Origin of the sequence: Aquitalea sp. (assembly GCF_030150775.1) — a bacterium.
Classification (GTDB): Bacteria; Pseudomonadota; Gammaproteobacteria; order Burkholderiales; family Chromobacteriaceae; genus Aquitalea; species Aquitalea denitrificans.
This window is the reverse complement of the sequence record NZ_JASLFG010000021.1, coordinates 1-26,331: the sequence shown is the minus strand read 5'-3', so window position 1 is coordinate 26,331 and position 26,331 is coordinate 1. Positions and strand designations below refer to the sequence as shown.

Annotated in this window: 28 protein-coding genes; 22 read left to right on the top strand and 6 right to left on the bottom strand. The window is 58.1% G+C overall.

The annotated features are described in order from the left end of the window. The first annotated feature begins 26 nt into the window (after positions 1-26). The 17 genes from QVF59_RS06655 (at position 27) to QVF59_RS06575 (ending at position 18,359) form a co-directional block, all read left to right on the top strand. Complete coding sequence (locus QVF59_RS06655; protein WP_287878226.1) at positions 27-1,442, top strand: class I adenylate-forming enzyme family protein; 1,416 nt, start codon at positions 27-29, stop codon at positions 1,440-1,442. Beyond that, the gene (locus QVF59_RS06650) at positions 1,439-2,824 is read left to right on the top strand and encodes an aldehyde dehydrogenase family protein (protein ID WP_159879675.1); all 1,386 of its coding nucleotides are present in this window, start codon (positions 1,439-1,441) and stop codon (positions 2,822-2,824) included. The genes QVF59_RS06655 and QVF59_RS06650 overlap by 4 nt, the downstream gene beginning before the upstream one ends. Before the next feature lie 93 nt (positions 2,825-2,917). Beyond that, the gene (locus QVF59_RS06645; protein WP_159879673.1) at positions 2,918-4,030 is read left to right on the top strand and encodes a radical SAM/SPASM domain-containing protein; all 1,113 of its coding nucleotides are present in this window, start codon (positions 2,918-2,920) and stop codon (positions 4,028-4,030) included. Between the two features lie 8 nt (positions 4,031-4,038). After that, positions 4,039-4,527, top strand: a complete 489-nt coding sequence (locus QVF59_RS06640) for an acyltransferase (protein ID WP_159879671.1) — start codon at positions 4,039-4,041, stop codon at positions 4,525-4,527. Between the two features lie 49 nt (positions 4,528-4,576). Next, positions 4,577-4,804, top strand: a complete 228-nt coding sequence (locus QVF59_RS06635; protein ID WP_159879669.1) for a hypothetical protein — start codon at positions 4,577-4,579, stop codon at positions 4,802-4,804. Positions 4,805-4,873: 69 nt separating this feature from the next. Continuing rightward, positions 4,874-5,887, top strand: a complete 1,014-nt coding sequence (locus tag QVF59_RS06630; protein WP_287878223.1) for a class I SAM-dependent methyltransferase — start codon at positions 4,874-4,876, stop codon at positions 5,885-5,887. After that, complete coding sequence (rffA, locus tag QVF59_RS06625; protein ID WP_159879666.1) at positions 5,884-7,032, top strand: dTDP-4-amino-4,6-dideoxygalactose transaminase; 1,149 nt, start codon at positions 5,884-5,886, stop codon at positions 7,030-7,032. The genes QVF59_RS06630 and rffA overlap by 4 nt, the downstream gene beginning before the upstream one ends. A 31-nt stretch (positions 7,033-7,063) precedes the next feature. Further along, entirely contained in the window at positions 7,064-11,944 is a 4,881-nt protein-coding gene (locus QVF59_RS06620) for a glycosyltransferase (protein ID WP_287878221.1), read from the top strand. Positions 11,945-12,034: 90 nt separating this feature from the next. After that, a complete protein-coding gene (locus tag QVF59_RS06615; protein WP_159879662.1) occupies positions 12,035-12,877 on the top strand; it encodes a flagellin N-terminal helical domain-containing protein in 843 nt (280 codons plus the stop codon). Positions 12,878-12,955: 78 nt separating this feature from the next. Next, a complete protein-coding gene (locus QVF59_RS06610; protein WP_159879660.1) occupies positions 12,956-13,381 on the top strand; it encodes a flagellar protein FlaG in 426 nt (141 codons plus the stop codon). A 38-nt stretch (positions 13,382-13,419) separates the two neighbouring features. Beyond that, positions 13,420-14,778: a flagellar filament capping protein FliD gene (gene fliD, locus QVF59_RS06605; protein WP_287878216.1), complete on the top strand. Its 1,359-nt coding sequence runs from the start codon at positions 13,420-13,422 to the stop codon at positions 14,776-14,778. 24 nt (positions 14,779-14,802) lie between these two features. Beyond that, positions 14,803-15,231: a flagellar export chaperone FliS gene (gene fliS, locus QVF59_RS06600; protein WP_159879656.1), complete on the top strand. Its 429-nt coding sequence runs from the start codon at positions 14,803-14,805 to the stop codon at positions 15,229-15,231. 23 nt (positions 15,232-15,254) lie between these two features. Continuing rightward, a complete protein-coding gene (locus QVF59_RS06595) occupies positions 15,255-15,572 on the top strand; it encodes a hypothetical protein (protein WP_287878213.1) in 318 nt (105 codons plus the stop codon). A 66-nt stretch (positions 15,573-15,638) separates the two neighbouring features. After that, a complete protein-coding gene (locus QVF59_RS06590; protein ID WP_159879652.1) occupies positions 15,639-15,995 on the top strand; it encodes a DUF2802 domain-containing protein in 357 nt (118 codons plus the stop codon). Next, a complete protein-coding gene (gene fliK, locus QVF59_RS06585; RefSeq protein ID WP_159879650.1) occupies positions 15,992-17,044 on the top strand; it encodes a flagellar hook-length control protein FliK in 1,053 nt (350 codons plus the stop codon). Before QVF59_RS06590 ends, fliK begins: the two co-directional genes overlap by 4 nt. Next, on the top strand, positions 17,022-17,363 hold the full coding sequence (locus QVF59_RS06580; RefSeq protein WP_159879648.1) for an EscU/YscU/HrcU family type III secretion system export apparatus switch protein: 342 nt from the start codon (positions 17,022-17,024) through the stop codon (positions 17,361-17,363). Before fliK ends, QVF59_RS06580 begins: the two co-directional genes overlap by 23 nt. Before the next feature lie 129 nt (positions 17,364-17,492). Further along, positions 17,493-18,359 (top strand): NAD(P)-dependent oxidoreductase, encoded by an 867-nt coding sequence (locus QVF59_RS06575; protein ID WP_287878210.1) that lies wholly within the window; start codon positions 17,493-17,495, stop codon positions 18,357-18,359. A gap of 49 nt (positions 18,360-18,408) precedes the next feature. Here QVF59_RS06575 and QVF59_RS06570 read toward each other — a convergent pair whose 3' ends face one another. Next, complete coding sequence (locus tag QVF59_RS06570; RefSeq protein ID WP_287878208.1) at positions 18,409-18,705, bottom strand: DUF1272 domain-containing protein; 297 nt, start codon at positions 18,703-18,705, stop codon at positions 18,409-18,411. Between the two features lie 184 nt (positions 18,706-18,889). On the opposite strand from QVF59_RS06570, the gene QVF59_RS06565 reads away from it, so the two are divergent. Further along, on the top strand, positions 18,890-19,093 hold the full coding sequence (locus QVF59_RS06565; RefSeq protein WP_159879642.1) for a hypothetical protein: 204 nt from the start codon (positions 18,890-18,892) through the stop codon (positions 19,091-19,093). 83 nt (positions 19,094-19,176) lie between these two features. Further along, positions 19,177-19,416, top strand: a complete 240-nt coding sequence (locus QVF59_RS06560; protein ID WP_159879640.1) for a hypothetical protein — start codon at positions 19,177-19,179, stop codon at positions 19,414-19,416. Here the strand turns inward: QVF59_RS06560 and QVF59_RS06555 are convergent. The 3 genes from QVF59_RS06555 to QVF59_RS06545 all read right to left on the bottom strand — a co-directional run bounded on the left by QVF59_RS06555 (position 19,400) and on the right by QVF59_RS06545 (position 21,798). Further along, positions 19,400-19,897 carry a hypothetical protein gene (locus QVF59_RS06555; protein ID WP_287878207.1) on the bottom strand — a complete coding sequence of 166 codons (498 nt, stop codon included), beginning with the start codon at positions 19,895-19,897 and terminating at the stop codon, positions 19,400-19,402. The two genes, QVF59_RS06560 and QVF59_RS06555, sit on opposite strands and share 17 nt — an antisense overlap. 225 nt (positions 19,898-20,122) lie before the next feature. Next, positions 20,123-20,761: a hypothetical protein gene (locus QVF59_RS06550; RefSeq protein ID WP_159879636.1), complete on the bottom strand. Its 639-nt coding sequence runs from the start codon at positions 20,759-20,761 to the stop codon at positions 20,123-20,125. A 170-nt stretch (positions 20,762-20,931) separates the two neighbouring features. After that, positions 20,932-21,798 (bottom strand): YicC/YloC family endoribonuclease, encoded by an 867-nt coding sequence (locus tag QVF59_RS06545; protein ID WP_159879634.1) that lies wholly within the window; start codon positions 21,796-21,798, stop codon positions 20,932-20,934. A gap of 99 nt (positions 21,799-21,897) precedes the next feature. Here QVF59_RS06545 and QVF59_RS06540 point away from each other — a divergent pair, with 99 nt between their 5' ends. From QVF59_RS06540 to rph, 3 genes are all read left to right on the top strand, one after another. Further along, complete coding sequence (locus QVF59_RS06540) at positions 21,898-22,866, top strand: serine/threonine protein kinase (RefSeq protein ID WP_159879632.1); 969 nt, start codon at positions 21,898-21,900, stop codon at positions 22,864-22,866. 10 nt (positions 22,867-22,876) lie between these two features. Continuing rightward, positions 22,877-23,770, top strand: coding sequence for a PP2C family protein-serine/threonine phosphatase (locus tag QVF59_RS06535; RefSeq protein WP_159879630.1), 894 nt, complete (start codon positions 22,877-22,879; stop codon positions 23,768-23,770). An 84-nt stretch (positions 23,771-23,854) separates the two neighbouring features. Next, entirely contained in the window at positions 23,855-24,571 is a 717-nt protein-coding gene (rph, locus tag QVF59_RS06530; RefSeq protein WP_287878202.1) for a ribonuclease PH, read from the top strand. Positions 24,572-24,628: 57 nt separating this feature from the next. On the opposite strand, the gene QVF59_RS06525 is transcribed toward rph, so the two are convergent. Continuing rightward, entirely contained in the window at positions 24,629-25,438 is an 810-nt protein-coding gene (locus tag QVF59_RS06525) for a trypsin-like serine peptidase (RefSeq protein WP_287878200.1), read from the bottom strand. Between the two features lie 88 nt (positions 25,439-25,526). Continuing rightward, positions 25,527-26,331, bottom strand: an 805-nt coding sequence (locus QVF59_RS06520; protein ID WP_287878198.1) for a hypothetical protein, incomplete at its 5' end; no start/stop codon positions are given.

The window sequence follows — 26,331 nt, the reverse complement described above, 5'->3', positions numbered from 1 at the left end:
CCTGTACCTATTTTCCGGAGAGCCTCATGTCCTCGGTACGCTATGATTTTTTTGACGCCATCTTTGCCCCGCGTTGTGATCAGCCGCTGATCCTTCATGGTGATGAATCCATCAGCTACGGCAAGTTTTTCGACCGGTCACTGCGTCTGCTCAATCATCTGGTGCAGCAGGGGGCGCGCCATGGCGATCGCATCGTCATCGGCCTGGAAAACCGCCCGGAATATCTGGAGCTGATGCTGGCACTGGCACTGGGCGGCATGACGGCCTGCCCGGTTGATCCGGAAATCAGTGTCGAGCAGCTGAACAAGACCCGTCAGGTGGTGAAGGCCGCCCTGAGCATCACCTCTTACGATCAACTGGCCTATGCGCTGGATAACAGCGTGCCGGACTGCGTGGCACAGGGGGGGCTGGATGTACCTTTCCTGGTGGTGTTTTCGTCGGGTACCACCGGCGCACCCAAGGGCATTGTCCAGTCCCTGGGTAATTTCTTCAGCGCGGCAGCCGCTTTTGCCGGCGCGGTGGGCCAGCAGCCAGGCCAGCTTACCTTGCACAACTGGCCGATGTTCTACAACGCAGGCTTGTTCAACCTGTTTGCCTGCCCCTTGGTGACCGGTGGACGTATTGCGGTCTGCCCACGTTTTTCGGCTCGAGCAATCGGCGGTTTCTGGGAGGATATGGCCCGTTACCAGCCGGATTATCTGTATCTGTCACCCACCATGGCGGCGTCGCTGAGCAAGACCTACAAATTCTTCAAGGCCGACTTGGCACCGCTCAGGCAGGCCAGCGTGATTTCCACCAGCTCCATTTTGTACCCGGCCATCAAGGATGAGTTCATGCAGGTAATGGGCGTTGGCATCCGCCCCTGCTTTGGTATTACCGAGCTGGGTGGTTCCTTCACCATAGGTGGCAAGGAGACGGCTGCCTTTTCCGTGGGCCAGGTGATGTCCGGCGTACAAGTAAGTATCGACGCCGCAGCCGATGGCGAACTGCTGGTGCTATCGCCCTATATGGCGCTGGGATATCTGGGGGCCGAGGGGCATATCGACTTGTTTGATCGCAACACGCCGTTCCGGACTGGCGATCTTGGGCAGCTGGAGCAGGACGAACTGTTTGTCTCTGGCCGGCGTAAGGATTCCATCAAGAAGGGCGGGGAATTGATCAGCCTGTCGGAAATCGAGGACATGGTACATGCCACTGGGCTGTGTGAAGAGTGCTATGCGGTGGGCAAGCCTGATCTGTTCTGGGGTGAAACCTACGACGTGTTTTTCATTCTGCAGGCCGGTGGTAATGCCGAGGCAGTGCGTGATGCCTTGATCCGCCTGTTCAATAGCAACTTGCCGCAAGTACAGCGGCCAGATCAGGTGCATGCGGTGGACAGCATTCCACGCACAGCCTCCGGCAAGCCGATCAAGCGGCTGATCAGCTATCAGGCGGTGCAATGACAGCGCATGTTCTGACCACGTTTGACCCGTGCAGTGGCCAAGCCGTGGCCCACTACCCCTGTGCCGATGCCGCACAGCTTGACGAGGTCTGCCAGCGTGCACGGCAGGCTTTCTTCCAACACTGGCGCAGCCTGCCTGCAGCCTGCCGCAGCCAGGCTCTAAACAGCGTGGCACAGCATTTGCGGGCCAATCTTGCCGTCTATGCGGCAGCGGAGGCCGCAGATACCGGCAAATCACTTGCCGGGGCCAAGGGTGAAGTGGAGGGCGCTGCTGCACTATGGGAATATGCGGCGGCGCTGGCACGGGTGGAGCATACCGAGACGCTTGGCAGCTCCATGGACACCGGCCTGGCGCTGACCTTGCGCGAGCCTATGGGCGTGGTCGGGTTGATCGTGCCCTGGAATTACCCCCTGATCACCACCGCAGAGCGCATGCCATTTGCCTTGGCTGCGGGTTGCTGCGTGGTGCTCAAACCCAGCGAACTGGCGGTGGGATCGCTGGCCATGCTGGTGGCGCATTTGCAGCAAAATCCTTTGTTCCCGGCGGATGTGGTGCAGCTGCTGTATGGCGTTGGCAGTGAGGTGGGTCGTGGGCTGACCACGCATCCGGCAGTGGACATGATTGCCTTTGTCGGCTCTACCGCCAGTGGTCGGGCCATTGAGTCGGCGGCCGTGGCCTGTGGCAAGCGGGTGAGTGCCGAACTGGGTGGAAACAACCAGGTACTGGTGTATCCGGATGCAGATCTGGCCGCTGCGGCCGATGGCGTGATTGCCGGCGCATTGCGCAATGGTGGCCAGGCATGCATTGCCGGCACCCATGTGCTGGTTGATCCCGCCGTGGCAGATGCTTTTGTTGCCGAGCTGCAGCTGGCCTTGCAGCGCCGTCATCCTGATAGCGCAATGGATGAAAAACCGTATGGTTTGCAGCCCATGATCACCTCTGGACACAAGCAGCGCATCCAGTCGCTGCTGCAGGCCGGGCTGGCAGAGGGCGGCAGCTTGCTGCCCGGTTCACGGTTGGATGGCCCCGGGCAATATCTGGGCCCGGTGCTGATTGACCATGTTGCTGCAGCGTCGGCATTGCGTCGGCAGGAGATTTTTGGCCCGGTGATCACCATCTGTCGCGTGGCTGCCAGTCAATTTAATGCCATTGTTGCCGATAACCAGTATGGGCTGGCCGTTTATGTATGGACGGCAGCAAGCAAAACATCGTTACAGGTGGTGCGGCAGTTGCGCGCCGGGCGGATATGGGTCAACGCCAACCCGGAGTTCTGGCTGCCCGAGCTGCCGGTCGGCGGCTTTGCCGATTCCGGGGTTGGGCGCGAGGGGGGCGTGCGTGCGCTGGACACTTACTCCCTGCCCAAGTCAGCCATCATTTACTGAACAAACGTGGCTCGTGCGCCGCACGGAAAACACGCCCCGGGACTGCCGGCAGTTGCGGCAACATGGTGCCCGGGTCTATCGAGGAGTGAATTCATGGGTCAGATTTCGCGCCCGCTGTCGCTGGTTGAAAAGCTGAAGCAGGAATCCGTACAGGAGTTCATCAACAAATTCCTGTGGAACAAGAGCAATAGCGCACCTTTTGTGGTGGAGCTTGATCCCACCACCGCCTGTAATCTGGCTTGCCATGATTGCATCAGTGCCAACTTGCTTAATCAGGGTGGTATCGACAACGAGCGCCTGATGAGGCTGGCCGAGGAGTTTGCCCAGCATGGCGTCCGTGCCGTGGTGCTGATTGGCGGCGGCGAGCCAATGGCGCATCCCAAGTTTGGCGCGCTGGTCGAGTCGCTCTACCAGGCTGGCATCAAGGTGGGGGTAACCACCAATGGAACCCTGATGCCGCGCTATATGGACCAGTGCATCAACATGACCAGCTGGCTGCGGGTGTCGGTGGATGCCGGTAGCGAGGAAGTATTTGCCGAGTTCCGTCCTCATGCCAGCGGCAAGTCGCAGTTCAATCTTGTCATCGACAATATGCGCCAGATGGCTGCCAGCAAGAAGGGTTTGCTGGGTTATTCCTTCCTGCTGCTGTCCAAGTTCAATCCCGATGGCAGCCTGCACCGCACCAATGCAGTGGATATCGAAAAGGCAGCACAGCTGGCCAAGGATATCGGTTGTGACTATTTCGAGGTCAAACCTGCCTTTGACATGATGCACTTCCTGCAGCAGCAGGATCTGTCGGTGGTGGATCTGGTTAACCGCAACCTCAAGGCCATCCACGAACTGGCCGACGACAATTTCAAGATCATTGCACCGTTTACGCTGGAAGAAGCCTTGCGCGGCGTGGGTACCCAGGTGAAGTCCTACAACCGTTGTCTCACCGCGGAACTACGCACGGTGATTACGCCTAGCGGTGCTTATGTCTGCCCATATCATCGCGGCAACCTCAACATGCGCATTGGCGATATCGCCAAGGTTTCGCTGGAGGAACTATGGCAAGGCGACCGGCGCAAGACTGTGATGAACCGGGTTGATCCGGCCCGGCACTGTACCTTCCACTGCATCCGCCACGAGTCCAATCTGCTGCTGGAACGCATGGCGGCAGGAGAGGTGGTGGATACCGTGTCCGATTTCGACCTGTTCATCTAAGCGTGCCCATGGAACTGCTTAGTCGGGAAGAGCTGCTGGCCATCGGCTTTCATACGGTGGGCGAGGGGGTGCGGGTATCACGCCGCGCCGTGTTCTATGTCATTGACGGCAGCATTGGCGATGGTGCGCGTATTGACGACTTTGCCATTCTCACTGGCCGGGTGGAGATTGGTCCGCATACCCATATCTCGCCCTTCTGTTTCCTGGGCGGAACTGGCGGGCGCATCGTGCTGAAAGAGGGCGTTGGCTTTTCCACCCATGTCAGTGTGTTTACCAAGAGCGACGATTACCAGCAGCAGGCGGATGGCCCGCGCAACAAGGTAGAGGGGGATGTGCTGATTGGGGCACACACCATTTTCGGTGCCCAATGCGTCATCCTGCCCGGCGCCGATGTGGGGCCAAACTGCTCCATCGGGGTGGGTTGCGTGATCAAGGACAAGGTGGCTGCTGGCGGCCGCTATGTCAGCATGGGCATACGCTCGGTACAGCTGCCCTGAGCGGCACGGCAGGGAGTATTGCCACTGTCGCTAACAATAAGGAAAGAAAATGGAAGAAATCCGCAGCTGGATCGCAGATTACCTGCGTGAAGAGGGCAAAACCGAGCTGCTGGCCGATCGCCCCCTGTTTGAACAGATCGACTCCTTCAGCGTGGTGGGCTTTCTGATGGCGGTGGAGGAGCGTTTTCACTGCTTTGACGAACTCACCGCGCAGACCCTGAGCGGGCTGACCGTAGAACAAATGGCCAGCGTGCTGGCCCAGCACCGCCGTGCATGAAGCCGTCGTGGCATGAGCATGGCCACCGGCCGGCCCATGTGCGGATAGCTGGATTTGTGGAGCATTTCTGTGGATAAGAACAGTTTCGACGCCGCATTGCGCCCCGGAGTGCGTGCCGCGCTTGCCCCATCCAATTCGGCATTGCGCCGGGCGGAGGATGAGACATTTCGCCGCTTGCTGGATGAGGACGGCCAGTTTTTGCCTGGAGCCAGCTTTGCACGGGATTGTCCCTACTGTCATACTGCGTCGGCAACAGCCAGCCTGGTGTTGCAGGCATATGGCATGCACTTGATGCGTTGTGCCAATTGCGGGCTGGTCTACAGCCGTGAAGTGATCAACCGTGCTTTCGAACAACAGCGCTACCAGGCCAGCCAGGCGGCGGATGCCAATATGGCGCTCAAGATCGACCCGCACTATGCGGCGCTGGAGCAGGACAAGGCGCGCTATGTGATGGCCAGGCTGGGCAGCCTGGCTGGAACCGGCAGCGTGCTGGACATCGGTTCATCCACCGGTGCCTTGCTGCAGGCGGCCGAAGCCGCCGGCTGGACGGCCCGTGGTGTGGAAATCAATCCGGCAGCGGTTGCCCACTGCCGCCAGCAGCAGCTGCAGGCCGTGTGTGGCGAGTATCCATGCGCGCTACCCGCAGACTGGGGGCCTTTCGATGCGGTACTGATGCTGGATGTGTTGGAACATCTGCCGGATCCGCTGGCATTTCTGGCCCGGGTGTCTGCGGACATGCAGCCAGGTGGCTGGCTGGTGATCCAGGTACCCAACTTCCGCAGCCTGCTGCTTACGATAGAAGGTGGGCGCAATAATAATATCTGTCATGGGCACTGGAGCTATTTCGAAGAGCAGACTTTGCCTGGGCTAATGCGCAAGGCAGGTTTTGAAATGCGCTTTTTCGAGACTTACATCAGCGAGCTGGACCGCATCCTTGCCTATCCAGACGAGGTGATTGCTACTGCATGGCAGCAATTGACGGGGCAGGTGCTGGAACAACCCCGGCAGTTGACCGTGGAGCATGTGCACCAGGCCATGCTGGGTTACAAACTATTCGGAATTTTCCAGAAAGTGGCGGCATGAGCCTTCCGCGCATCCCGTTTGGCAAACCGTTCATCGTCGGCAAAGAGCTGTTCTATATCGCACAAGCGGTCATGAGTAGTTCAATTGCCGGAGATGGTGTCTACAGTCGCAAGTGCCAGCACTGGCTGGAAGAACATCTGGGAACCCCCAAGGCCCTGCTCACCCACTCCTGCACCGCTGCGCTGGAAATGGCGGCCATTCTGGCTGATATCGGCCCGGGTGATGAGGTGATCATGCCGTCCTTCACCTTTGTTTCCACCGCCAATGCCTTTGTCTTGCGTGGCGGCGTGCCGGTTTTCATCGATATCCGCCCCGATACGCTGAATCTGGATGAAACGCTGGTGGAAGCAGCCATCACACCACGCACCAAGGCCGTTGTTGCCGTGCATTACGCCGGTCAGCCCTGTGCGATGGAAGCGCTCAAGGACATCTGTCAGCGGCATGGACTGTTGTTGATCGAAGATGCTGCCCAGGCCATTCTGGCGCAATCCGACGGTCGATCACTGGGGACGATTGGCGATCTTGGCTGTCTGAGCTTTCACGAAACCAAGAACATCATTTGCGGTGAAGGCGGTGCCTTGCTGATCAACAATCCGGCGCTGATGGCGCGGGCGGAGGTGATCTGGCAGAAAGGTACCAACCGCAAGGCCTTTTTCCGGGGCGAAGTGGACAAGTACACCTGGGTGGATATCGGTTCGTCCTTTCTGCCCGGCGAGCTGAGTGCTGCCTTCCTGTATGCCCAGCTCGAACAAGCCAAACGCATCAATGCCCACCGCCGCACCCTGTATGGCAAATACCTGAGCCTGCTGGAACCGCTGGCGGCACAAGGTTTGTTCCGTCTGCCACTGTCACCGGGAAACCGCCCGGAAAATGGGCATATTTTCTATCTCTTGTGCCGCCGTGCCGAGGAGAGAAGTGCGTTGATCGCCCATCTGCAACAGCAGAATATCTCGGCAGTATTCCATTATGTTCCCTTGCATGACTCGCCGGCGGGGCAGCGCTTTGCCCGTACCAGCGGCAGTCTGGCCGTTACGGAAGACCTGGCTGGCCGACTGCTGCGGCTGCCCTTGTATTCCGAAATGACAATGGAACAGGTCCGCCGGGTTTGTCTGGCGGTACAGGCTTTCTATCAGACGCTCTGTTAAGTGCGCATTACTACTCCAATTCGAGGCCCCTATGTCTCAAGCCCTGTCTACAACTGCTGATCTGGCCAACTCGCCTTACTACATCTATGCGCCCCCCTACCGTGAGACTTCCGGCGGAGTGCGTGCGCTCTACCACCTGTGCCACTGGTTGAACGAGGCAGGCCAGGAAGCGTATGTGATGCATCAGGAGGCCAGTCATGGCCTGAATACACGGGTTCTCACGCAGGAAATCTATCAGGCGCATCGGGAAGCCGGGCGTGAGCCAGTTGTCATCTACCCGGAAATCATCCGCGGCAACCCGCTGCAGGCGCGTCATGTGGTGCGCTACCTGCTGAACTACCCCGGACGTTTGTCCAATACCCCGCTGGACAAGCTGGGCTGGGCAGCCAGTGACATGGTGTATACCCACGGCTGGGATATCGTACCGGATGGCTGGTCCGCCGCCTTGCTGCAAGTGCCCTTGATCGATACCCAGGTTTACAACAGTGACGGTATCGGGGAGCGCCACGGCAAGCTGGTGTGGCTGCACCGTTATCTGGAAAAGGGTGGTGTGCCGGGCGATGTGGTGGCCGATGCCACGGAAATTTCATTCCGCGGCAAGGTGCGCAGCCCGCGTGAACTGGCCGCACTCTACCGTTCCGCCGAGCTGTTCTACACCTACGAGCACAGTACCGGCTGCTTCGAGGCGCTGCTGTGTGGCTGCCCGGTGGTGTACCTGCCCAATCCGCTAATGCTGGACAAACCCTTGCACAGCTATCTGGGTGATGATGGCGTGGCCTGGGGCGATAGCCCGGAAGCCATTGCCCATGCCAAGGCCACCGTGCACAAAGCCAGGGAGCGCTACGAGGCAATCCACCAGGAATTCCTGCAGGAGCTGCGCGACTTCGTCGATACCACGCAGGGCCGGGTGCGCGCCAAGTCCTATGCCAATGTCGCCGTTCAGCTGGCCATTGGCAAATCAGGCCGTACCGAACGCCAGTTGCCAACCCTGCCGGCAGGCACGGCAACCGATACGCTTCCGGCACAACGCTTGCGCGTGGGCGTGCTGTCCGGGGATTTCCTGGATGGTGCCTGCATGCGCCTGCGCCTGCATGATGCGTTCAGCTTGCTGTCGCCCTGGATTGACACCGCTTACTTCCCCGGTAATTCGGCAGTTGGCTGCCGCCGGGAAGAGTTTGATATCGATACCCTGGTGGAGTGGGCCGATGTCTTCATCATTCAGCGCGGTATTCTGAGCGAACGCAACAGCGACTTTCTCGACAAGTGTTTTGCCAGTGGCAAAACCATGATTTTTGAAGCGGACGACTGGCTGCCGGGCATGCCGGCATCGCATCGTCAGTTCTACGAATTCGATCCTTATGGCCTGCTGCGCTTCTGGCGCGACAAGATGCATCTGTTTGCCGCCGTGACCGCCAGCACCGAGCCGCTGGCGGTGCGGCTGCGCGAGCTGAACCAGAATGTGCATCTGATTCCCAATGCGCTGTCTGCGTCCCGCTACGCTGGCCTCAAGCGAGAGCCCAAAGGCCCGGACGCGCCCATTACCATCGGCTTTGCCGGAACCTCCACTCACGCCGACGACATGAAGGTCATTGGCCAGGCCCTGCTCAATATCCAGCAAAAATATGCACATCTGGTGCAGTTCGTGTTTTGGGGTTGCAGCCTGAGCGGGCTGGAAGGGGCAGCCAACGTCAAGGTAGTTGGCAAGTCGGTTACCTACATCGAATACCTGCAGGAGCTTAACCGGCTGGAGATCGACATCGGCATCGCTCCGCTGGAAGACACTGTCTTCAATGAGTCCAAGTCCGACCTGAAATGGCTGGAGTACACCGCCATCGGCGCAGCATGCGTGCTGAGCGATGTCCCGGCCTACCGCGAAGCCAAGGAACTGGGCCTGGCCGAAGTGGTGGGCAACGATACCGCCAGCTGGGATGCTGCCCTGTCACGGCTGGTGGAGGACGCCGAGCGCCGTCGCCAGTTGCACACCACCTCGCGTGATTACCTGCTGCGCTATGCCACGCTGGAGAGCCAGGCCTACCGCTGGGTGGAGCTGTTGCGTGAAGTGCTGCCGACACCGTTTCTGGATACCCTGGCCAGCTATCACCCCGAACGGCAGGCCGTGGTGGAAAACAATCGTCTGCAACTGATGTGGCCGAATACCTATCGTGCCTGGCAAAGCTGGGACAAACAGCACCAGCTGCGCGAAATCGATGCCGAGATGATGGCCGAGCGCATGATCACGCAATGGCAGCAGCAGCCACAATTCCTGCTGCTGATGCCCATTCGTGCCAGTGAAGCGGCCCTGCTGGCCAATACCATCGACGCCCTGCAGCAGCAGCTGTATAAGCACTGGAAGCTGATTGTGGTGGCAGACTGGGAAATGCCGGACCCCATCTTTAGTCAGAATGACACGCTGGGATGGCTGCAGCTGGACACCCTGGATGACCCGCAGCTGTTCAGCATGGCACTCAATGGCCTGCTGGGGGAAATCCCGGCTGACTGGGTGCTGCTGTTGCCGGCCGGGGCCATGATTGCACCGCAATTGCTGCTGCGCATGGGCGATTGCATCCAGGCCAATCCGCAGGCGCTGGCCATCTATACCGATCACGACAGTTACACGCAGCCGGAATGCCGTGTGCTGCCGCAGCTGAAACCAGACTTCTCGTTGGACTACCTGCGGGCGCAGGACTATGTCGGTTCCGCTGTTGCCCTGTCCTATCAGGGCCTGGCCAGTCTGGGTGGCTTTGAAGCTTATCCGGGGTGCGAAAGCTGGAATCACCTGTTGCGTCTGGCAGAAAACTACGGTCTGGGCGTGGTGCAGCACCTGGATGAAGTCCTGATGCACTTCCCGGCAGAGCCGCTGGGGGTGCAGCATGAACGTGAGGCGGCACGCCGGGTTGCCCTGGAAAATCATCTGCAGCGGCTGGGTATCGCTGCCAGCGTGGTCAACGGTTATGCCGACAACACCCTGCATGTGGAGTACCAGGTCACTGGCAATCCGCTGGTGTCGGTCATCATCCCCACCCGCGACAAGATGGAATACCTGCAGCCCTGCGTGGAAAGCCTGTTTGCCCGCACCGGCTATCGCAAGTTTGAGTTGCTGATTATCGACAACGGCTCGCAGGACCCGGATACCTTCCGCTTTTATCAGGACTTGCTGCAGGATTATCCGGATCAAGTCCGCATCATCGATTATCCCCATGCCTTCAACTTCTCGGCCCAGTGCAATCTGGGGGTGGAGCAGGCGCGCGGGGATTACATCGTGCTGCTCAATAACGACACCGAAATCATCCAGCCGGAATGGCTGGAGCGGATGATAGGCATCGCACAGCGCCCGGAGGTGGGAGCGGTGGGTATCCGGCTGGTGTACCCGGAAAGCGGCTGCATCCAGCATGCGGGCATCGTGCTGGGCCTGCCAGGCGGCGTGTTGTCGGTGGCTGATCATGTGTTCGAGCAGTCCGAACTAGATACGCCGGGCTATATGAACCGCCTGCTGACCGAGCAGAATTATTCTGCCGTTACCGCAGCCTGCCTGATGGTGGCCAAGGATAAATATCTGGCCGTCGGTGGCTTTGATGCCGAGCAGCTTACCGTGCTGTTCAACGACGTGGACTTCTGTCTCAAGCTGCAGCAGCAAGGGCTGCTGAACGTCTTTACTCCCTATGTCACCATGGTGCACCACCACGCCAAGAGTATCGGCAAGCTGACGTATGAGCCTGCCGTTGCGCTGGCAGCCGCCGTGCGCGAGCAGCAGGAACTGGCCGTGGTGCTCAAGCGCTGGCTGCCACAGCTGGCGCATGATCCAGCCTACAACCGCCACCTTACCTTCCGTACCAAGGACATGGCTTTCGAGCCGACGCGCGATACCAACTGGTTGCCGCGTCAGGCCGGGCGTCGCAAGGTACTGGGCCTGCCCATTCCTGGCGGTAGCGGCGAGTACCGCGTATCGCTACCCTTCCATGCCTTGCAGGAAAGCGGGCGGCTTGATGTGACGATGATCTCACCGGAAAGAGGGGCGGCTCCGCTGCTGTCCGTGGTGGAAATGGCCAGGTTCAATCCGGATGTGCTGCTGATTCACACCATGCTCACCGACGGTGTCCTGCATGCCGTCAAGCAGTATCGCGAATACCTGCCGGATTTGCGTCTGGTGTTTGGCCTGGATGACCTGGTGGGGGCGCTGCCGGAAAAAAGCATTCTCAACCGCGTATGGCGCAAGACCATGCCGGATGCGCGCCCACGTCTGCGCGCCATGCTCAAGCACTTTGATACGCTGGTGGTTTCTACCGAGCCGCTGGCCGACGCCTGCCGCGACATGATTGCCGACATTCGCGTGGTGCCAAACCGCCTGGCCCGTCACATGTGGGGCAAGGTTTCCTCATTGCGCGGCCAGGGCAAGAAACCGCGGGTGGGCTGGGTAGGTGCCCAGCAGCACCAGGGTGATCTGGCCTTGATCATCGATGTGGTCAAACAGACAGCAGACGAAGTGGAGTGGGTATTCATGGGCATGTGCCTGCCCGAGATGCGGCCTTATATCGCCGAGGAGCATCCTTGCGTGTCCTTCCAGGAGTATCCGGAAAAAATGGCCAGCCTGAATCTTGATCTGGCCATCGCACCGCTGGAAATCAATCCCTTCAATGAATCCAAGAGCAATCTGCGCCTGCTTGAATATGGTGTGATGCGCTGGCCGGTCATCTGCACGGATATCTACCCCTACCAGACCAATGACGCACCGGTATGCCGCGTACCCAATACCACCGAGGCGTGGGTGGAGGCCATCCGCAGCCGTATTAGCGATCTGGATGCTGCCTACCGGGAGGGCGATGCGCTACGCGTCTGGGTAGACCGCCATTACTGGCTGGAGGATCACCTTGATGATTGGCAGCAAGGCTTGAGCGAAGAAGTCGGCAAAAAATAATTGCCTAACTTCTAAAGTTTGCCAGCGGGGGGTCGATAACTAGTCAAGGCCCACACAGTCGCCCCCCCGAATGCTCTAAGGAGAATCATCATGGCACTTACCGTCAACACCAATATTGCGTCGCTCACCGCACAGAACAACCTGAGCAACTCCAGTTCTTCGCTCAACCTGTCCCTGCAACGCCTGTCCTCCGGTCTGCGCGTAAACAGTGCCAAGGATGATGCTGCCGGCCTGGCCATTTCCCAAACCCTGACTGCCGCCATCCGTGGTAACAACCAGGCCATCCGTAACGCCAACGACGGTACCTCCGTAGGCCAGACGGCTGAAGGCGCGCTGGGTCAGATCGGCAACAACCTGCAGCGTATCCGTGAAATTGCTACCCAGTCCGCCAACGGCTCGGTTAGCGACACTAACCGTTCGCAGCTGCAAAAAGAAGTTGACCAGCTGACCCAGGAAATTTCGCGTATTGTACAAACCACCCAGTTCAACGGCACCAAGCTGTTGTCCGGTGGTAACACCCTGACTTTCCAGGTGGGTTCCTCCGGTTCTACCGACAACACCGTATCGGTATCGGCTTCCGACCTGACCACCCAGCTGTCGTCGTACAACTCGTCGCTGACCAATAGCGCAACGATCAACGTACTGAGCCAGACTGGTGCCCAGGCTCAGCTGTCGGCCCTGGATGCGGATATCGGTACCGTGTCGAACATCCGTTCCACCTTCGGTGCGGTACAGAACCGTTTTGATGCCGTGGTTGCCAACCTGCAAAACTACGTCACCAACCTGACCGCAGCCAACAGCCGTATCGTGGATGTGGACTTCGCATCGGAAACGGCCAACCTGACCAAGAACCAGATTCTGCAACAGGCTGGTACTTCCATCCTGAAACAGGCTAACTCTCTGTCTCAGTCGGCCCTGACGCTGCTGCAGTAAGCTACATTGATAGCATAAGCTGAAGAACCGGCCTCGGTTGGCATGCTGACCGGGGCCGTTTGTACGGGAGTCGCTGCCATGCAAATATCATCTACAAATGGTCCTGTCCTTCCTTTGACAAGCACGCCGACCGCGCGCCAGCAGAATCAGCTGACTCAAGGAAATACAGCCGACGCCACCGCCAGTTCGGTGCTGCCGAATACCACCAATGGTGTCGTTGCCGTAGGGCAAAGCCAGGCGCAAAATGCCACCAGTGATGGAACGAAGCAGAAAAAGGCCGATCCACTTGAGTTGCAGAACTCGGTCAAGCAGTTGAACGACGTGGCCAAGCTTTACTCCAGCCAGCTGGAGTTTTCTGTAGACAAGGAAACCAATATCCAGGTCGTCAAGGTGGTGGATCAGGAAACACAAAAAGTCATTCGGCAGATTCCGTCGGAAGATGCGATCCGCATCGCCAAGGCGATTGACGATTTCAGGGGATTGCTGCTCAAGGATAAAGCCTGAGAGCGGCCATGCCCCTTCAGTAAAGGAGGTAATGCAAGATGGCTTCGATTACGACCAGTGTCGGCACACTGGATGTCCAGTCCATTGTCAGCCAGTTGATGACCATCGAGCAGCAGCCTCTGCAAGCCAGTCAGCAGCGTTCCAGCAAATACAATACCCAGCTGAGTTCGATTGGTCAGATCAGCTCTGCACTGTCTGCCTTGCAAAGCTCCGCCAGCAAAATGTCGACTGGAGCCTTCCTGCAGCAGTTCAAGGCCAGTTCCACCGATACCAGCATTGCCAGCGTAGCGACGACCACCGGTGGGGTTGCTGGCAGCTATGCACTGAATGTGACCCAACTGGCCAAGTCGCGCCAACTGGTGTTCGATCGCGTTGGCAGCAGTGCCGTCACCGATCCCAAGGCAACCCTGAGCGGTGCGCCAACCTCGCTGACGCTGACCGTGGCCGGCAAGGATACCGTCATCAATCTGACGCCCAGTGCTACCGATACCGTCAGCCTGCAGTCCATTTCCGACCGTATCAACCAGAGCGGTGCCGGAGTGAACGCCTCTGTCGTACAGAATAATGGTGAGTACAAGCTGGTACTTGCCTCGTCCAACTCAGGTAGTGACAACGCCTTCACCATCAAGGCAGGTGGTACCGATTCCGGCTCGACTTCCGGCTCGACGCTGGCCGGCTTAAGCCAAAGTACCACGGCGGCAGGTGAATCCACTGCGGCTAGCGATGCCTTGCTGACCGTCAACGGCGTCAGCGTGTCCTCCGGTAGTAATCACCTGACCAATGTCATTTCCGGGGCCAATGTGGACATCACCAAGCTGGGCCAGTCCACCATCACCATGACATCGGACAGCAGCGGCATTGCCACTTCGCTGCAAGGTTTTGTTGATGCCTACAATCAGGTGAAATCTGCGGTAGACTCTGCACGTTCCGGCAGCCTGAAGGCCAATGCCTCGGTACTGGCGATCCAGCAAAAGCTCACCAGCATTCTGAGTACCCAGATTCCGGGTGTCGATGCGACCACTTCCTATGCCTATCTGGCTCAGGCCGGGATTTCGATCCAGAAGGATGGCACGCTCAAACTGGACCAGACTGCCTTCAACAAGGCGCTTAGCGCCAATCCGACGGCGGTGGCCAATTTGTTCGGTAATGCCAGCAGTACAGGTTTTGGCGACCGTCTGAGTTCGGCGGTGAATGATTTGCTGGGCCCGAACGGGGTGATTGAAACCAGCAAGACATCCATCAACAGCCTGATCACGTCGGAAACCAGTTTGCAAACCAGTCTGAGTGCCAAGCTGAGCGCACGCCAGACCATGTATACCCAGCAATACACAGCGTTGAATGCCGTATTGTCGAAAATGCAGCAATCGACCAGCAATCTGGCCAACCTGCTGGCCTAGGACAGAACCAAACGGTAAAGAATCATGCTGAATTCCAAGATGCTCAAGCAGTTCAACAAGGCTTATGAAGACGATGCCCTGAAGGCTGCAGTGTATGGTGCCAGCCCGGTCGGACTGGTGGTGTTGTTGTATGAAGGTGCGATCAAGGCCATTAACCAGGCCGGTTATGCCATCGAGGCGCAGCGTTACGATGAAAAGGCGCGGCTGGTGTCCAAAACCATCGACATCATCGATGGCCTGCGTGAATCACTCGACCTGCAACAGGGCAGTGACGCCGCCGCTAATCTGAACGACCTCTACATCTACATGAAGCAGCGGATGAGCATTGCCAACCTGAAGAATGACCTGGAAATTCTGGCAGAAGTGCGCCGCCTGCTGGAAACCATCCTGCCTGCCTGGCAGGAACTCAACCGTTCCAGCATGTCAACCAGTGCCGCCAGCAGTGCTTACTGAGATTGCTCCGATGAGGTGTCGCCATGAAAACTAGCATCCAGCCCGCGCAAATCGATGCGATGTTGGCGACACTGAACCAGGCGCTGGCTGCCTGTGAAGCCCGCGATTTTGACTTGGTAACCCGGTTGTCCGAACAACAGGAAAGCGAACTGGCCACCTTGTTGCCGCAATTACAAGTGGAAGTGGCCAGCCTGCCGGATGCAACACGTGAACGAGTCATCTTGCTGATTGCCCAGCGCGAACATTTGCAGCGAGAAATTGCCAACTGGATAGGCCAGATGCGTGATGAAATGCAGACGGTCAGCCAGAATAATCGACTACTGAAGACATACACTTCGTAAAGACCGGCTTGGGTTACTGCCGGTTTCACCATACACTTAGAAAAAGCGCTGCGTGAGGGTTTCATCATGTCCGGTTCGCCCTTTTTCTATATTGTCGTGTTGCTGCTGCTGGCACTGTCAGTCGTCTGCGGCTATTTGTACTGGCGTCTGCAGCGGCTGGAAAACCGGCGCGACAGTCTGACCACCATGTATCTGGATCAACAACAGCAGCAAATCAGCACCTTGCAACGGGATCTCGCACGTCTGATGGCGCGGCTTGAGCAACAGTCCCGTAGCGAGCCTGCCAGCCTCAGTCCCTACAACCAGGCAATAGAAATGATCAAGAAAGGCATTTCAGCCTCCGAGGTTGCCAGCCAGTGTGGCATTTCCCGTAGCGAGGCCGAACTGATCATCTCCCTTTACCGAAACAATTCCACCTCATGATCCCGTCCCTGCCGCCCACCATTGCAAGCGGTACGCTTGCACCGCAAACCGTCTCCTCGGTACGGCTGTTGCTGGAAGGCGGGAAGGCCCTGCTGGATGCCAGCGTTGTACCGGCCAAACTGCCTCCGCTGATGCTCGGGGAGCAGGTGACTGCCCAGGTGGTGGACAGCAAGAACAATGGTCAGCAACTGTCTGTTCTGATCAAGAACAGCCTGTTTAGCCTGGACGTGCCACAGGGTATGACCGTCAGCGGCAATACCCTGTCGCTCAAGGTGGCCAATCTGGCCCCGACGCTCAGTTTTGCTTTGCAGGAGCAAACCACCGAGGCCGCACAAGATGGCTCGGTCGAGGTGCAGCTCAGTCCGGCATCGAAATACCTTACCGGCATGCTGCAAACCAGCAAACCCGGCCTTCCGGCAACCGATCTAAGCCTCGATGCCGCCAAGCAGCCTCCGGCAGCGACGGCGCAGGATCTGAAAAGCAATATCAGCCAGAGCGGGTTGTTTTACGAATCCCACCTCAAGGAATGGCTGGACGGACGCCATAACCTCGCCCAGGTGCAGCAGGAGCCACAGTCGCGACTGTTGAGCAAGCTGAATGATGATCTGGCCAGTCCCACACCCGAGAAAGCAAGCAGCACAAACACCCTTAGTCCGCGTACGGTAGCACCGGAGCTGGCCAATCTGGTTCAGCGCCAGCTGGATATTGTGGAAAACCAGCAACTGCAGCTCAATGGCTATGCCTGGCCGGGCCAGCCCATGCAACTGCAGATCCAGCAGGAACATACCAATGAGCGCACCGCGAGCCTGGGTGCCGATGACGTCGGTGTCTGGAGTACATCGCTGTCACTCAACCTGCCTGCGCTTGGCGGCTTGTCGGCGCGGGTCAGGTTGGTGGGACAAAGCGTGCAGGTATCATTTGTGGCGGAAGAAGATGAGGCCAGCGGATTGATCCAGCAACATGCAAATCAGTTACAAAGCGGCATGGAGGCCGCGGGCCTGACTCTGGCCAATCTGGCGGTGAAAAATGGCACAGTCACCCAAGACTGAGGATCACCGCAAGTCAGCCGTAGCACTAGCCTACCGGGAAGGCCAGCGCTCGCCAACGGTAGTGGCCAAGGGGTATGGCCAACTGGCGGAGCGCATCATTGACCGAGCCAAGGATGCTGGCGTATTTGTGCACGATTCGCCAGAGCTGGTGTCATTGCTGATGCAGGTTGATCTGGACCGGCATATTCCGGAAGAGCTCTACCGCGCGGTAGCAGAAATTCTGGCCTTTGTTTATTTCCTGGAAAACAAGGCTACCGGTGCCGACTTCGAGTTTGAATCCTGGTTGGCCGGGCGGCGTGACAGCCAGCCATCTTCCTGATTTCTGCCAAACGGTTTTCGGGCTGTGCATGCCTTGCTAGTCGCCGCTGAAATTTCTGAACACCATCTCCTTCACCGCACCAGATTGCGGTAATCTTATGCTTTGTCTCTGCATACTGCTGGAGTGGATATGAAAGTCGGTTATATCGGCCTGGGCATCATGGGCCTGCCCTGTGTGTTGAACCTGTTGAAAGCCGGCCATGCCGTTACCGTCTGGTCACGCCAGCGCGAGCGGGCGGCTGCAGCGCTGGACGCCGGAGCCACCTGGGCAGACAGCCCGGCGCAACTGGCAGCCCAGGTGGAGGTGCTGATTACCAATGTGTCCGATACCAAGGATGTTGAGCATGTACTGCTGGGTGAGAATGGTGCCGTACATGGTGCCAAGCCTGGCCTGGTATGTGTCGACATGAGTACCATCTCTCCCATCGGTGCGCGGGAAATTGCTGGCCGACTGGCTTCTGCCGGTGTTGATTTTCTGGATTGCCCGGTTTCTGGTGGCCAGGTTGGTGCGGTTAATGGCACGCTGACCATCATGGTGGGTGGCAAGGCAGATGCGCTGCAAAAAGTGCGCCCGGCCCTGGAGGCCATGGGCAAGACCATCACTCATATTGGTGATTCTGGTGCCGGGCAAGTGGCCAAGGCATGTAACCAGATCGCTGTCGGTGTCGGCGTGGCCGCGGTTGCCGAGGTGATGAAACTGGCCAAGGCCTGCGGTGTGGACCCGGCACCGGTACGGGAAGCCCTGCTGGGTGGTTTCGCCCAGAGCCGCGTGCTGGACATCCATGGCCAGCGCATGATCGATGACAACTATACGCCAGGCTTCAAGGCGCATTTGCATCTGAAAGATATGGGTATTGTGCTGGATACTGCCCAGCAGCTGGGCATCCGTCTGCCGGAAGCCGAGCGGGTTGAAGGATTGATCCGGCAATTGGTGGAGCAAGGTGAGGGTGAGCTGGATTCTGCTGCCATCGCCCGCTTGATCTGGCAGCAAAACTGACCCCGGCTACCTTGCTCCCGTGAACAGGCCCGCTCGCAGCGGGCCTGTTTCATGTGGGCTTGATGCCTCTGCTGTCCAGCCAGCGCGTGTGCTCCTGCAGATCAGTTGGCTGATATACCTCCCGTGTTCCGGCTGGGTAATGTTGTAGATCATTGCCATTACGACTGTCACGTTCTGGACGGATGGGACGTGGTACCAGATTGCCGCCGCAATTGGGGCAGCAGTGCTGCAGTAGTGCTGCGCAATCGGCGCAGAAGGTACACTCAAATGAACAGATGCGTGCCACCGTAGATTCCGGTGGCAGCGCACGGCGGCATTGCTCACAGCTCGGTCGCAACTCCAGCATGATGCATTCCTGAGTGGTCAAAATCACAGCCTAGTTCAATGCCAGTGCGTAGGGGAGTGCGGATACGGACTTCCTGCTGCCATATCTGGCCATTGTCCATCCGCATGCATGGAGTCAGGTTTAGTCCTGTGGCGTGGTGTACTACATTGGAAGTATTCGCCCAATGGCTGTCGGGGGGCTGCTGATGACTACATTCAAACAAAGAAAACACAATGAAGAACGGCGTTCGGGCAAGGATCGTCGGCAGAAGGATGGCAGTTCTCCTACCGGGCATGAGCGGCGGAAGGATGTTGAACAGCGCAAGCCTGATGTCGAGGAAATCAACCTGAGTCTGGATGAGTGGGAAGAAATTGTCCGCTGCAACGTCATCAATACCGTGCCGAAGTGAAGTACGGGTTCAACTGAACGATATGCCGGGCCATATGCTCTAACACTGCATTCCAGACAGGAAAACACTGGCAGGAGGCTGTGATGGATGCCATTGATATTCTAAGCCTGATGCAAACCCATCCACCGGTGGAGCCCGTCAGCCTGTCGGCCATTCCGCTATTGCTGGCACAGGCCATTGCCCCCATTACCGGCAAACTTACTGTAGATGAACTGGAACGCCTGGTTGGTGCAGGGGCCGCACTGTGCGCACATGGGCAGGACTTGCAGTTCCGCAGTGTTGAGGCCGATCTTCTGGTCAAGCAGCTTAGCGAGTCGGTTTGACCGCTTTCACCGGTTTGCTGACGACGGTTGCTGCCGCCGCCGGTGCGCTCGCTTGCTCCGGCAGGTATTGCACCACCAGTGCGCGCAGCACCCGGTAACCGTTTTCCTGCGGCGTCCCCAATCGTTCCCGCCAGGCCATGCTGTCCACCGCGCCCCGCATGCCGCCATTGCTGGTCAGTAAAATGGCGGCGCTGCCGCCTGCACGCCTGACTTGCTGCGCGATGGCACGCAGCATGGTGCCGTTTACCGTGGCCATGTCGTAGTCACTGACACGGATCATGCCCATGATCCGGTAACGATGTGGCGGATCTCCCGCATCCCAGATTTCCACGCCATCCACCACACGCTTGCTGCCGCCTTCCCCGTCAATGATCTTGCTGCCATTACGGTATTCAAACACCGTATATTCCGCTGTTGTACAGCCAGCCAGCAGGGCTGCACCGAGCAGCAGACAGGGTAGGGCCAGGCGGCACAGGTGCATGAATTTCGGAATGGTCGGGTGTTGTGGAAGCAAAGGTGAGGTCCGTGATCGTGGTTGTGCATCCAAGGAGATGGTCTGCCGGGACAATATTCCAGCCTCGGTCATTTTGCCGTAGGCATCTTAACGTGGCTGTCCGGTGGCCGCGCGCCTGCTCATCAGTAATCAAGGTAAAAAAATGCAAAATGAAAAGATGTTGCTGCCATCTGCGTCAGTGATTGCAGCAATTCAGTCATTCCAACAACGCAACTGGTTAGCTTGCATAAAGTCAGGATCACGCAGCAGGGCGTCCGCAAACGGATTGTCAGCCTGTATATGCATCCCTTTACGGATGAAGGCTGCACGCATTTCCAGTCCGATGGGCTGGCCGTATTTCTTGAAGCGGATCAGATACTGGATGTCAAAGCCGCTGGCCATTTTGTTTTGTCGGGATACCACCGCCTGGGTTTGCGGGCTGTCCCAGCCGGAAGAGCACTGCTGAATGAGCTTGAACAGAGTTTCTCCATTGGCCAGGCGTATGTGTTTGGAGAAGTAGACTGCGGTCCGGACTTGATCCACCCACTGTTTCTTGGCTATGCCGGCATCATCGGCCAGTGCCGCGTTGCGCGGGATGCGGGATTTGCGTACATCCGGATCGCCATGGATGAAACGGTGAAAGCGATCGCCTTCCCGGCACTGCATGCAAGCATCCGCTTGCAGGAAGCTGGTTTCCTCCGGTGCCGGTGACAGGATCTGAACCGCGGGTGGCAATGATGGCTGATAAGGCCGAGGCTGTCCGGCAGGAATGGTGTCTAGCATTTCTCCATAGCTGCAGCCCGCCAAGCTGCCTACCAGCACGCTCAGCCATACCACCTTCATCATCATCATGTATTCCTTGTGTCCGAGCCGGCATTCTAAGTCGTAACGGATACTTGCATGGTGTTACAGGTGTAAAGAGAGGTAAGCGCGGCGTGGTGTTGCATGGGCTGAAATCACAAAAGCCCCGGCTGGCGGGGCTTCTGTTGGTTCGGTGCCACGGTGTGACACGATATGAAAGTTTACTCGATATTCTGGATCTGCTCGCGCATCTGTTCTATCAGAACTTTCAGTTCTACCGAGGCCTGGGTGGTTTCGGTGGACACCGACTTGGAACCCAGGGTGTTGGCTTCCCGGTTGAGCTCCTGCATCAGGAAGTCAAGGCGTTTGCCGGTCTGGCCACCTGTCTTGAGAATGCGTTTTACCTCAGTCAGGTGGGTGGTCAGACGGGAGAGTTCTTCATCGACATCAATCTTCTGGGCGAACAGAGCGAACTCTTGCTTGATGCGGTCGTCTTCCACATTGCCCAGCGCTTCTTGCAGACGGCCGGACAGCTTGTTCATATAGGCTTCCAGAATCAGCGGCAGCTTGGGCTTGATACCGGCGATGATGGTTTCCATGGCGCTAACCCGATCCTGCAGGATCTGCTTGAGCTTCTCGCCCTCGCGGCCACGTGATGCGTTGAAGTCTTCCAGTGCGGTAGCCAGGCTTTGCAGGCAAAGTTGCTGCAGCACTTCCGGTGCCAGGGTATTGCTCTTCAGGGTGCCTGGCCAGCGCAGCAGTTCGCCGACTGACAGACCTTTGGCTTGCGGAGCCTGTTTTTCCACCTGCGCGGCTACTTGTAGCAGACTGGCCAGAAAATCGGTATTGAGCTCCAGCGTGGGGTTATCCGACTCCAGCTGGTTCAGCCCGACACGGCATTCCAACTTGCCACGGGTGACGCGAGATGACACCATCTCACGCAGCTGCGGTTCGATGACCCGCAGCTCTTCCGGCAGGCGCATCTGCACATCGAGATAGCGGTGGTTGACGGCACGGACTTCCAGGCTGAGCAAGCCGCCGGGAAAGTCTCTGCTGATGGATGCAAAGCCTGTCATACTTAGAATCATTGTGGGCCCCCGTAGTGGTATCAGTAAAAACAGAACAGGGCCCGAATTGCTGTTGTAGCTCAATTCCGGGCCAACGAACACTATAGCAACTGCCATGTCATGACTCAATCCAGCCAACTGACTGCCTTGCCGGTGGGCTATCGCCTGGCCGAGTACACCATTGTCCGCCAGCTGTCCGTAGGCGGTTTCAGCGTGGTCTATCTGGCGCTGGACGATGCCGACCGCAAGTACGCCATCAAGGAATACCTGCCGCGCAATCTGGCCGAGCGCGACGATGAAGGCATGATTACCGTGCCACACGAACTGGACCGCGATGCCTTTAATCTGGGCCTGAAGTGCTTTTTTGAAGAAGGCCGCATTCTGGCGGAAATCAGCCATAACAATGTGGTGCATGTCAGCAATTTCTTTCGTGCCAACCAGACCGTATACATGGTGATGGAGTATGCCGACGGCCGCTCGCTGGGACGCGAGCTGGAAGTGGCCGGCGGGCGCATCGAAGAGCGTCGCCTGCGCAAGTGGTTTGCCGCGCTGTTGTCTGGTCTGCGCGAGGTGCATCTGCATCGCCTGCTACACCTGGATATCAAGCCGGCAAACATCTACCTGCGCCGTGGCGGGCACCCGCTGTTGCTGGATTTCGGTGCCGCCCGGCAAACCTTGTCGCGTCGTGACAAGCATTTTGCCTCCATGTACACCCCAGGTTTTGCTGCGCCGGAGCAGTATGAGAAGGACCAGCCGCTGGGGCCGTGGACCGATATTTACGCCATTGGTGCCTGCTTGTATGTCTGCATGGGTGGCAGGACGCCGCAAATTGCGCATGACCGTATGGCGGATGACAAACTGGCATCGGCCAGCAAGTTGTTCCGCCACTATTATTCCAGAGAGCTGCTTGAATTGACGGACCAATGCCTGATGCTGGCTCCGGATGCACGACCACCGAGTGTGATGACCATCCAGAAGCGCCTGCTTGAAACCGACTACAGCAAACCCGAGCCTATGCCCGAATCTGCCATTGCCGCCAAAAAACTGGTCGGCTGGATCAAGGGCCTGGCTGGCGGCCGTTCTTCCTGAGGAGTACCCGATGAAACTATCCATATATCAGGAAAGCCGTATCGGTGGCCGCTCCTATAATCAGGACCGTCAGGTCATTGCCCATTCCCGCGAAGCCGTGATGCTGGTGGTGGCCGATGGTATGGGAGGGCATTTGCAAGGTGAGGTGGCCGCACAGATCACCATCGATCTGATGAGCGAACTGTTTTACCAGCAAGCCACGCCGACGCTGTCGCATCCCAACCGCTTTCTGGTCAATGCCATCAGCTCCACCCATCAGGCCATTCTCGACTATGCGGCCGACCAGCGCTTGCCAGAAATCCCCAGCACTACCGTGGTGGCAGCCATCATCCAGCAGGGCATGTTGTACTGGTGTCATGTTGGCGATTCACGCCTGTATCTGCTGGACAGCAAGCAGGGCCTGCTACTGCGCTCGCGTGACCACTCTCAGGTTCAACGCATGATTGATCAGGGCAAGCTCACCGAGGAAGGGGCGCGCACCCATCCGGAACGCAACAAGATCTACAACTGCCTGGGTGCCACTACCGATCCGGATATCGATATTGGCGAGAAGCAGTTCCTGCAGGCCGGTTCTTCCGTGGTGCTGTGCTCGGATGGGTTGTGGTCGCAGATCAGCGATGGAGAAATGGAGAAGGTATTCATTGGCCGTGCTGTTGGCCAGGTGATGCCTGCACTGATGAATGTGGCCGAGCGGCGTGCCGGCAGTGCCGGTGACAATCTGTCGGCGGTAGCGGTAACCCTGCTGGACGATGCTGCAGACATTGCAGGCAAGCCTGATGTGCTGGACACCCTGGTTACTCCGCCACGCCACAGTGGCCGGGTCATCCTGGATCCGAATCTGGAGCTGATGCATCAGGAGATTCTTGCCAGCCGTCTGGCCAGCCCCTCCGGCAAACAGAGCTGATCCGTGTAGTCTGCTGCCCCAATCATTCAGGCTGCGCATGCCGTAAGGCATGCGCAGCGCTTGTTTCATACTGGAATTATCAAGATGCGACCTTCCCAAAGAAATGCCGACGCCTTGCGCGCCATCCGTCTTACCCGCCACTACACCAAGCATGCCGAGGGCTCGGTGCTGGTGGAGTTTGGCGATACCAAAGTCATTTGCACTGCCAGCGTGGATGAATCCGTACCTGGTTTTCTCAAGGGCAAGGGCAAGGGCTGGGTGACGGCCGAATACGGCATGCTGCCGCGCTCCACTGGCAGCCGCATGCGGCGCGAATCGGCTGCTGGCAAGCAAAGCGGTCGTACCCAGGAAATCCAGCGCCTGATTGGCCGCTCACTACGTGCAGTGGTGGATATGGAAAAACTGGGCGAGCGTCAGATCCAGATCGACTGCGATGTCATCCAGGCCGATGGCGGCACTCGTACCGCCAGCATTACCGGTGCCTTTGTTGCCTTGCATGATGCCATCAACGGCCTGATCGCCCAAGGCAAGCTGACACAAAGCCCGCTGCGGGATTTTGTAGCCGCCATTTCGGTTGGTATCCATCAGGGTGAAGCTGTGCTGGATCTGGATTATCTGGAAGATTCGGACTGCGAAACCGACATGAATGTGGTGATGACCGGCAATGGCCGCTTTGTGGAAGTGCAAGGCACGGCGGAAGGCGAACCGTTCAGCGAAGAGGAAATGGCTGCCATGATGCAGCTGGCCAAGAAGGGTATTTGCGAGCTGATCGCCCTGCAACAGCAGGTGCTCGGCGTGTAGCTCAGCCGGCAGTCTGCTGCAGGTATTGCATGAATACAGGGGCTGCGGCCCCTGTTGTCATTTCCTGACGCTGCCTTGCTGGATGAACTGCTGCAGCTGCTGGTAGAACACCGGGCTGGACAGCGCCATATTGTCTTCCTTGTGGCGGCGGGACGCGATCGGGGCCGAGCTCTGGATGCCGATCAGCGTCATGCGGCCATTGATGCTGGCCAGGATGGGCGAGCCGCTATTGCCTTCCAGCGTGTCGCAACGGTGGGTCAGGCGGCCATCAGCCAGCAGCCCGGTGGCTTTGCAGTTGTTATGCACCAGCAGGTGAGTAAGGTCATCCAGCGGGTAACCGCCATTGGTGACCGTGTTATGGATGCCTTGCAGCTGTTGTTTCAGCGCCTGGCTGTCGCCGGCAAACACCGGAATCACCCCGCGGCTGCGGCCCAGAGGTTGGCTGAGCCGGACAAAGGCGAAATCGCGCCCGGCTATTTTTTTGGGGATATAGGTACCGTCCGGGCGGTGTTCCAGCCCGGCCAGAAAGGCCTTGTCCACCTGAACTTCACGAATGGTGCTCTGCTCGCTGTATTCCTTGCCGGCCAGGCCTACCGTAAAGCTGATGGCGGGATCAAAGCGGCCATGCCGGTTGATGAAACAATGACCGGCAGTCACTACCACATCCTCTGCCACCAGGGTGGCGGTGCAGACCAGATGGCTTTTGGTTTCCAGCTGGCCCACGGCTTGCCACAGCCCACTGTCCGGATCGGTCTTGACGCGATCATCTTTGCCAAAGAACAGGATCAGCTGTTCGGCAGTAGGTTTGGCTTGGGCTGCCAACGGCAGCAGACACAGGCTCAGGGCAAGCAGGGCAGATCGCAGCATAAGGTATTTTCCAATGCAATCGGGGCGCCGAAGCGCCCCGAAGGTAAGACTTACAGCCAACCGGGGTCAGCTGTCGATTCCGTGCTGATTACTTGGCAGCGGAAGCGGCTTTTTTAGCCTTTTTTGCCGGAGCGGAAGCTTCAGCGGCTTGGGCTTTCTGAGCGGAAGCGTCAGCTTTCTTGGCAGCGTGCTTTTTAGCGTGGTGCTTTTTAGCGTGGTGCTTTTTGGCAGCGTGCTTTTTGGCCGGAGCGGAAGCGTCAGCAGCTTGGGCTTTCTGAGCGGAAGCGTCTACTTTCTTGGCAGCGTGCTTTTTAGCGTGCTTTTTGTGAGCTTTCTTGGACGGAGCGGAAGCGTCAGCAGCGGAAGCAGCGGCTTGGGCTTTTTGAGCGGAAGCGTCTACTTTCTTGGCAGCGTGCTTTTTAGCGTGCTTTTTGTGAGCCTTCTTGGCCGGAGCGGAAGCGTCAGCAGCGGAAGCAGCGGCTTGGGCTTTCTGAGCGGAAGCGTCTACTTTCTTGGCAGCGTGCTTTTTAGCGTGCTTTTTGTGAGCTTTCTTGGCCGGAGCGGAAGCGTCAGCAGCTTGGGCTTTCTGAGCGGAAGCATCTACTTTTTTGGCAGCGTGCTTTTTAGCGTGCTTTTTGTGGGCTTTCTTGGCCGGAGCGGAAGCGTCAGCAGCTTGGGCTTTCTGAGCGGAAGCGTCCTTCTTAGCCTTTACTTTCTTGGCTTTCTTGGCCGGAGCGGAAGCGTCAGCAGCTTGAGCTTTCTGAGCGGAAGCGTCTTTCTTGGCTACTTTTTTGGCTTTCTTGGCCGGAGCGGAAGCTTCAGCAGCCTGAGCTTTCTGAGCGGAAGCGTCTTTCTTGGCTACTTTTTTGGCTTTCTTGGCCGGAGCGGAAGCT

Excerpts from the sequence above, each read along its gene's own strand:
- QVF59_RS06565 (WP_159879642.1), top strand. The coding sequence starts at position 18,890 with ATGACTACATTCAAACAAAGAAAACACAATGAAGAACGGCGTTCGGGC.
- fliD (WP_287878216.1), top strand. The coding sequence starts at position 13,420 with ATGGCTTCGATTACGACCAGTGTCGGCACACTGGATGTCCAGTCCATT.
- QVF59_RS06535 (WP_159879630.1), top strand. The coding sequence starts at position 22,877 with ATGAAACTATCCATATATCAGGAAAGCCGTATCGGTGGCCGCTCCTAT.
- QVF59_RS06610 (WP_159879660.1), top strand. The coding sequence starts at position 12,956 with ATGCAAATATCATCTACAAATGGTCCTGTCCTTCCTTTGACAAGCACG.
- QVF59_RS06550 (WP_159879636.1), bottom strand. The coding sequence starts at position 20,761 with ATGATGATGATGAAGGTGGTATGGCTGAGCGTGCTGGTAGGCAGCTTG.
- rph (WP_287878202.1), top strand. The coding sequence starts at position 23,855 with ATGCGACCTTCCCAAAGAAATGCCGACGCCTTGCGCGCCATCCGTCTT.
- QVF59_RS06615 (WP_159879662.1), top strand. The coding sequence starts at position 12,035 with ATGGCACTTACCGTCAACACCAATATTGCGTCGCTCACCGCACAGAAC.
- QVF59_RS06560 (WP_159879640.1), top strand. The coding sequence starts at position 19,177 with ATGGATGCCATTGATATTCTAAGCCTGATGCAAACCCATCCACCGGTG.
- QVF59_RS06640 (WP_159879671.1), top strand. The coding sequence starts at position 4,039 with ATGGAACTGCTTAGTCGGGAAGAGCTGCTGGCCATCGGCTTTCATACG.
- QVF59_RS06540 (WP_159879632.1), top strand. The coding sequence starts at position 21,898 with ATGACTCAATCCAGCCAACTGACTGCCTTGCCGGTGGGCTATCGCCTG.
- QVF59_RS06575 (WP_287878210.1), top strand. The coding sequence starts at position 17,493 with ATGAAAGTCGGTTATATCGGCCTGGGCATCATGGGCCTGCCCTGTGTG.
- QVF59_RS06570 (WP_287878208.1), bottom strand. The coding sequence starts at position 18,705 with ATGCTGGAGTTGCGACCGAGCTGTGAGCAATGCCGCCGTGCGCTGCCA.
- QVF59_RS06635 (WP_159879669.1), top strand. The coding sequence starts at position 4,577 with ATGGAAGAAATCCGCAGCTGGATCGCAGATTACCTGCGTGAAGAGGGC.
- QVF59_RS06650 (WP_159879675.1), top strand. The coding sequence starts at position 1,439 with ATGACAGCGCATGTTCTGACCACGTTTGACCCGTGCAGTGGCCAAGCC.
- fliS (WP_159879656.1), top strand. The coding sequence starts at position 14,803 with ATGCTGAATTCCAAGATGCTCAAGCAGTTCAACAAGGCTTATGAAGAC.
- QVF59_RS06645 (WP_159879673.1), top strand. The coding sequence starts at position 2,918 with ATGGGTCAGATTTCGCGCCCGCTGTCGCTGGTTGAAAAGCTGAAGCAG.
- QVF59_RS06590 (WP_159879652.1), top strand. The coding sequence starts at position 15,639 with ATGTCCGGTTCGCCCTTTTTCTATATTGTCGTGTTGCTGCTGCTGGCA.
- QVF59_RS06655 (WP_287878226.1), top strand. The coding sequence starts at position 27 with ATGTCCTCGGTACGCTATGATTTTTTTGACGCCATCTTTGCCCCGCGT.
- QVF59_RS06620 (WP_287878221.1), top strand. The coding sequence starts at position 7,064 with ATGTCTCAAGCCCTGTCTACAACTGCTGATCTGGCCAACTCGCCTTAC.
- QVF59_RS06595 (WP_287878213.1), top strand. The coding sequence starts at position 15,255 with ATGAAAACTAGCATCCAGCCCGCGCAAATCGATGCGATGTTGGCGACA.
- QVF59_RS06580 (WP_159879648.1), top strand. The coding sequence starts at position 17,022 with ATGGCACAGTCACCCAAGACTGAGGATCACCGCAAGTCAGCCGTAGCA.
- rffA (WP_159879666.1), top strand. The coding sequence starts at position 5,884 with ATGAGCCTTCCGCGCATCCCGTTTGGCAAACCGTTCATCGTCGGCAAA.
- QVF59_RS06555 (WP_287878207.1), bottom strand. The coding sequence starts at position 19,897 with ATGCACCTGTGCCGCCTGGCCCTACCCTGTCTGCTGCTCGGTGCAGCC.
- fliK (WP_159879650.1), top strand. The coding sequence starts at position 15,992 with ATGATCCCGTCCCTGCCGCCCACCATTGCAAGCGGTACGCTTGCACCG.
- QVF59_RS06545 (WP_159879634.1), bottom strand. The coding sequence starts at position 21,798 with ATGATTCTAAGTATGACAGGCTTTGCATCCATCAGCAGAGACTTTCCC.
- QVF59_RS06525 (WP_287878200.1), bottom strand. The coding sequence starts at position 25,438 with ATGCTGCGATCTGCCCTGCTTGCCCTGAGCCTGTGTCTGCTGCCGTTG.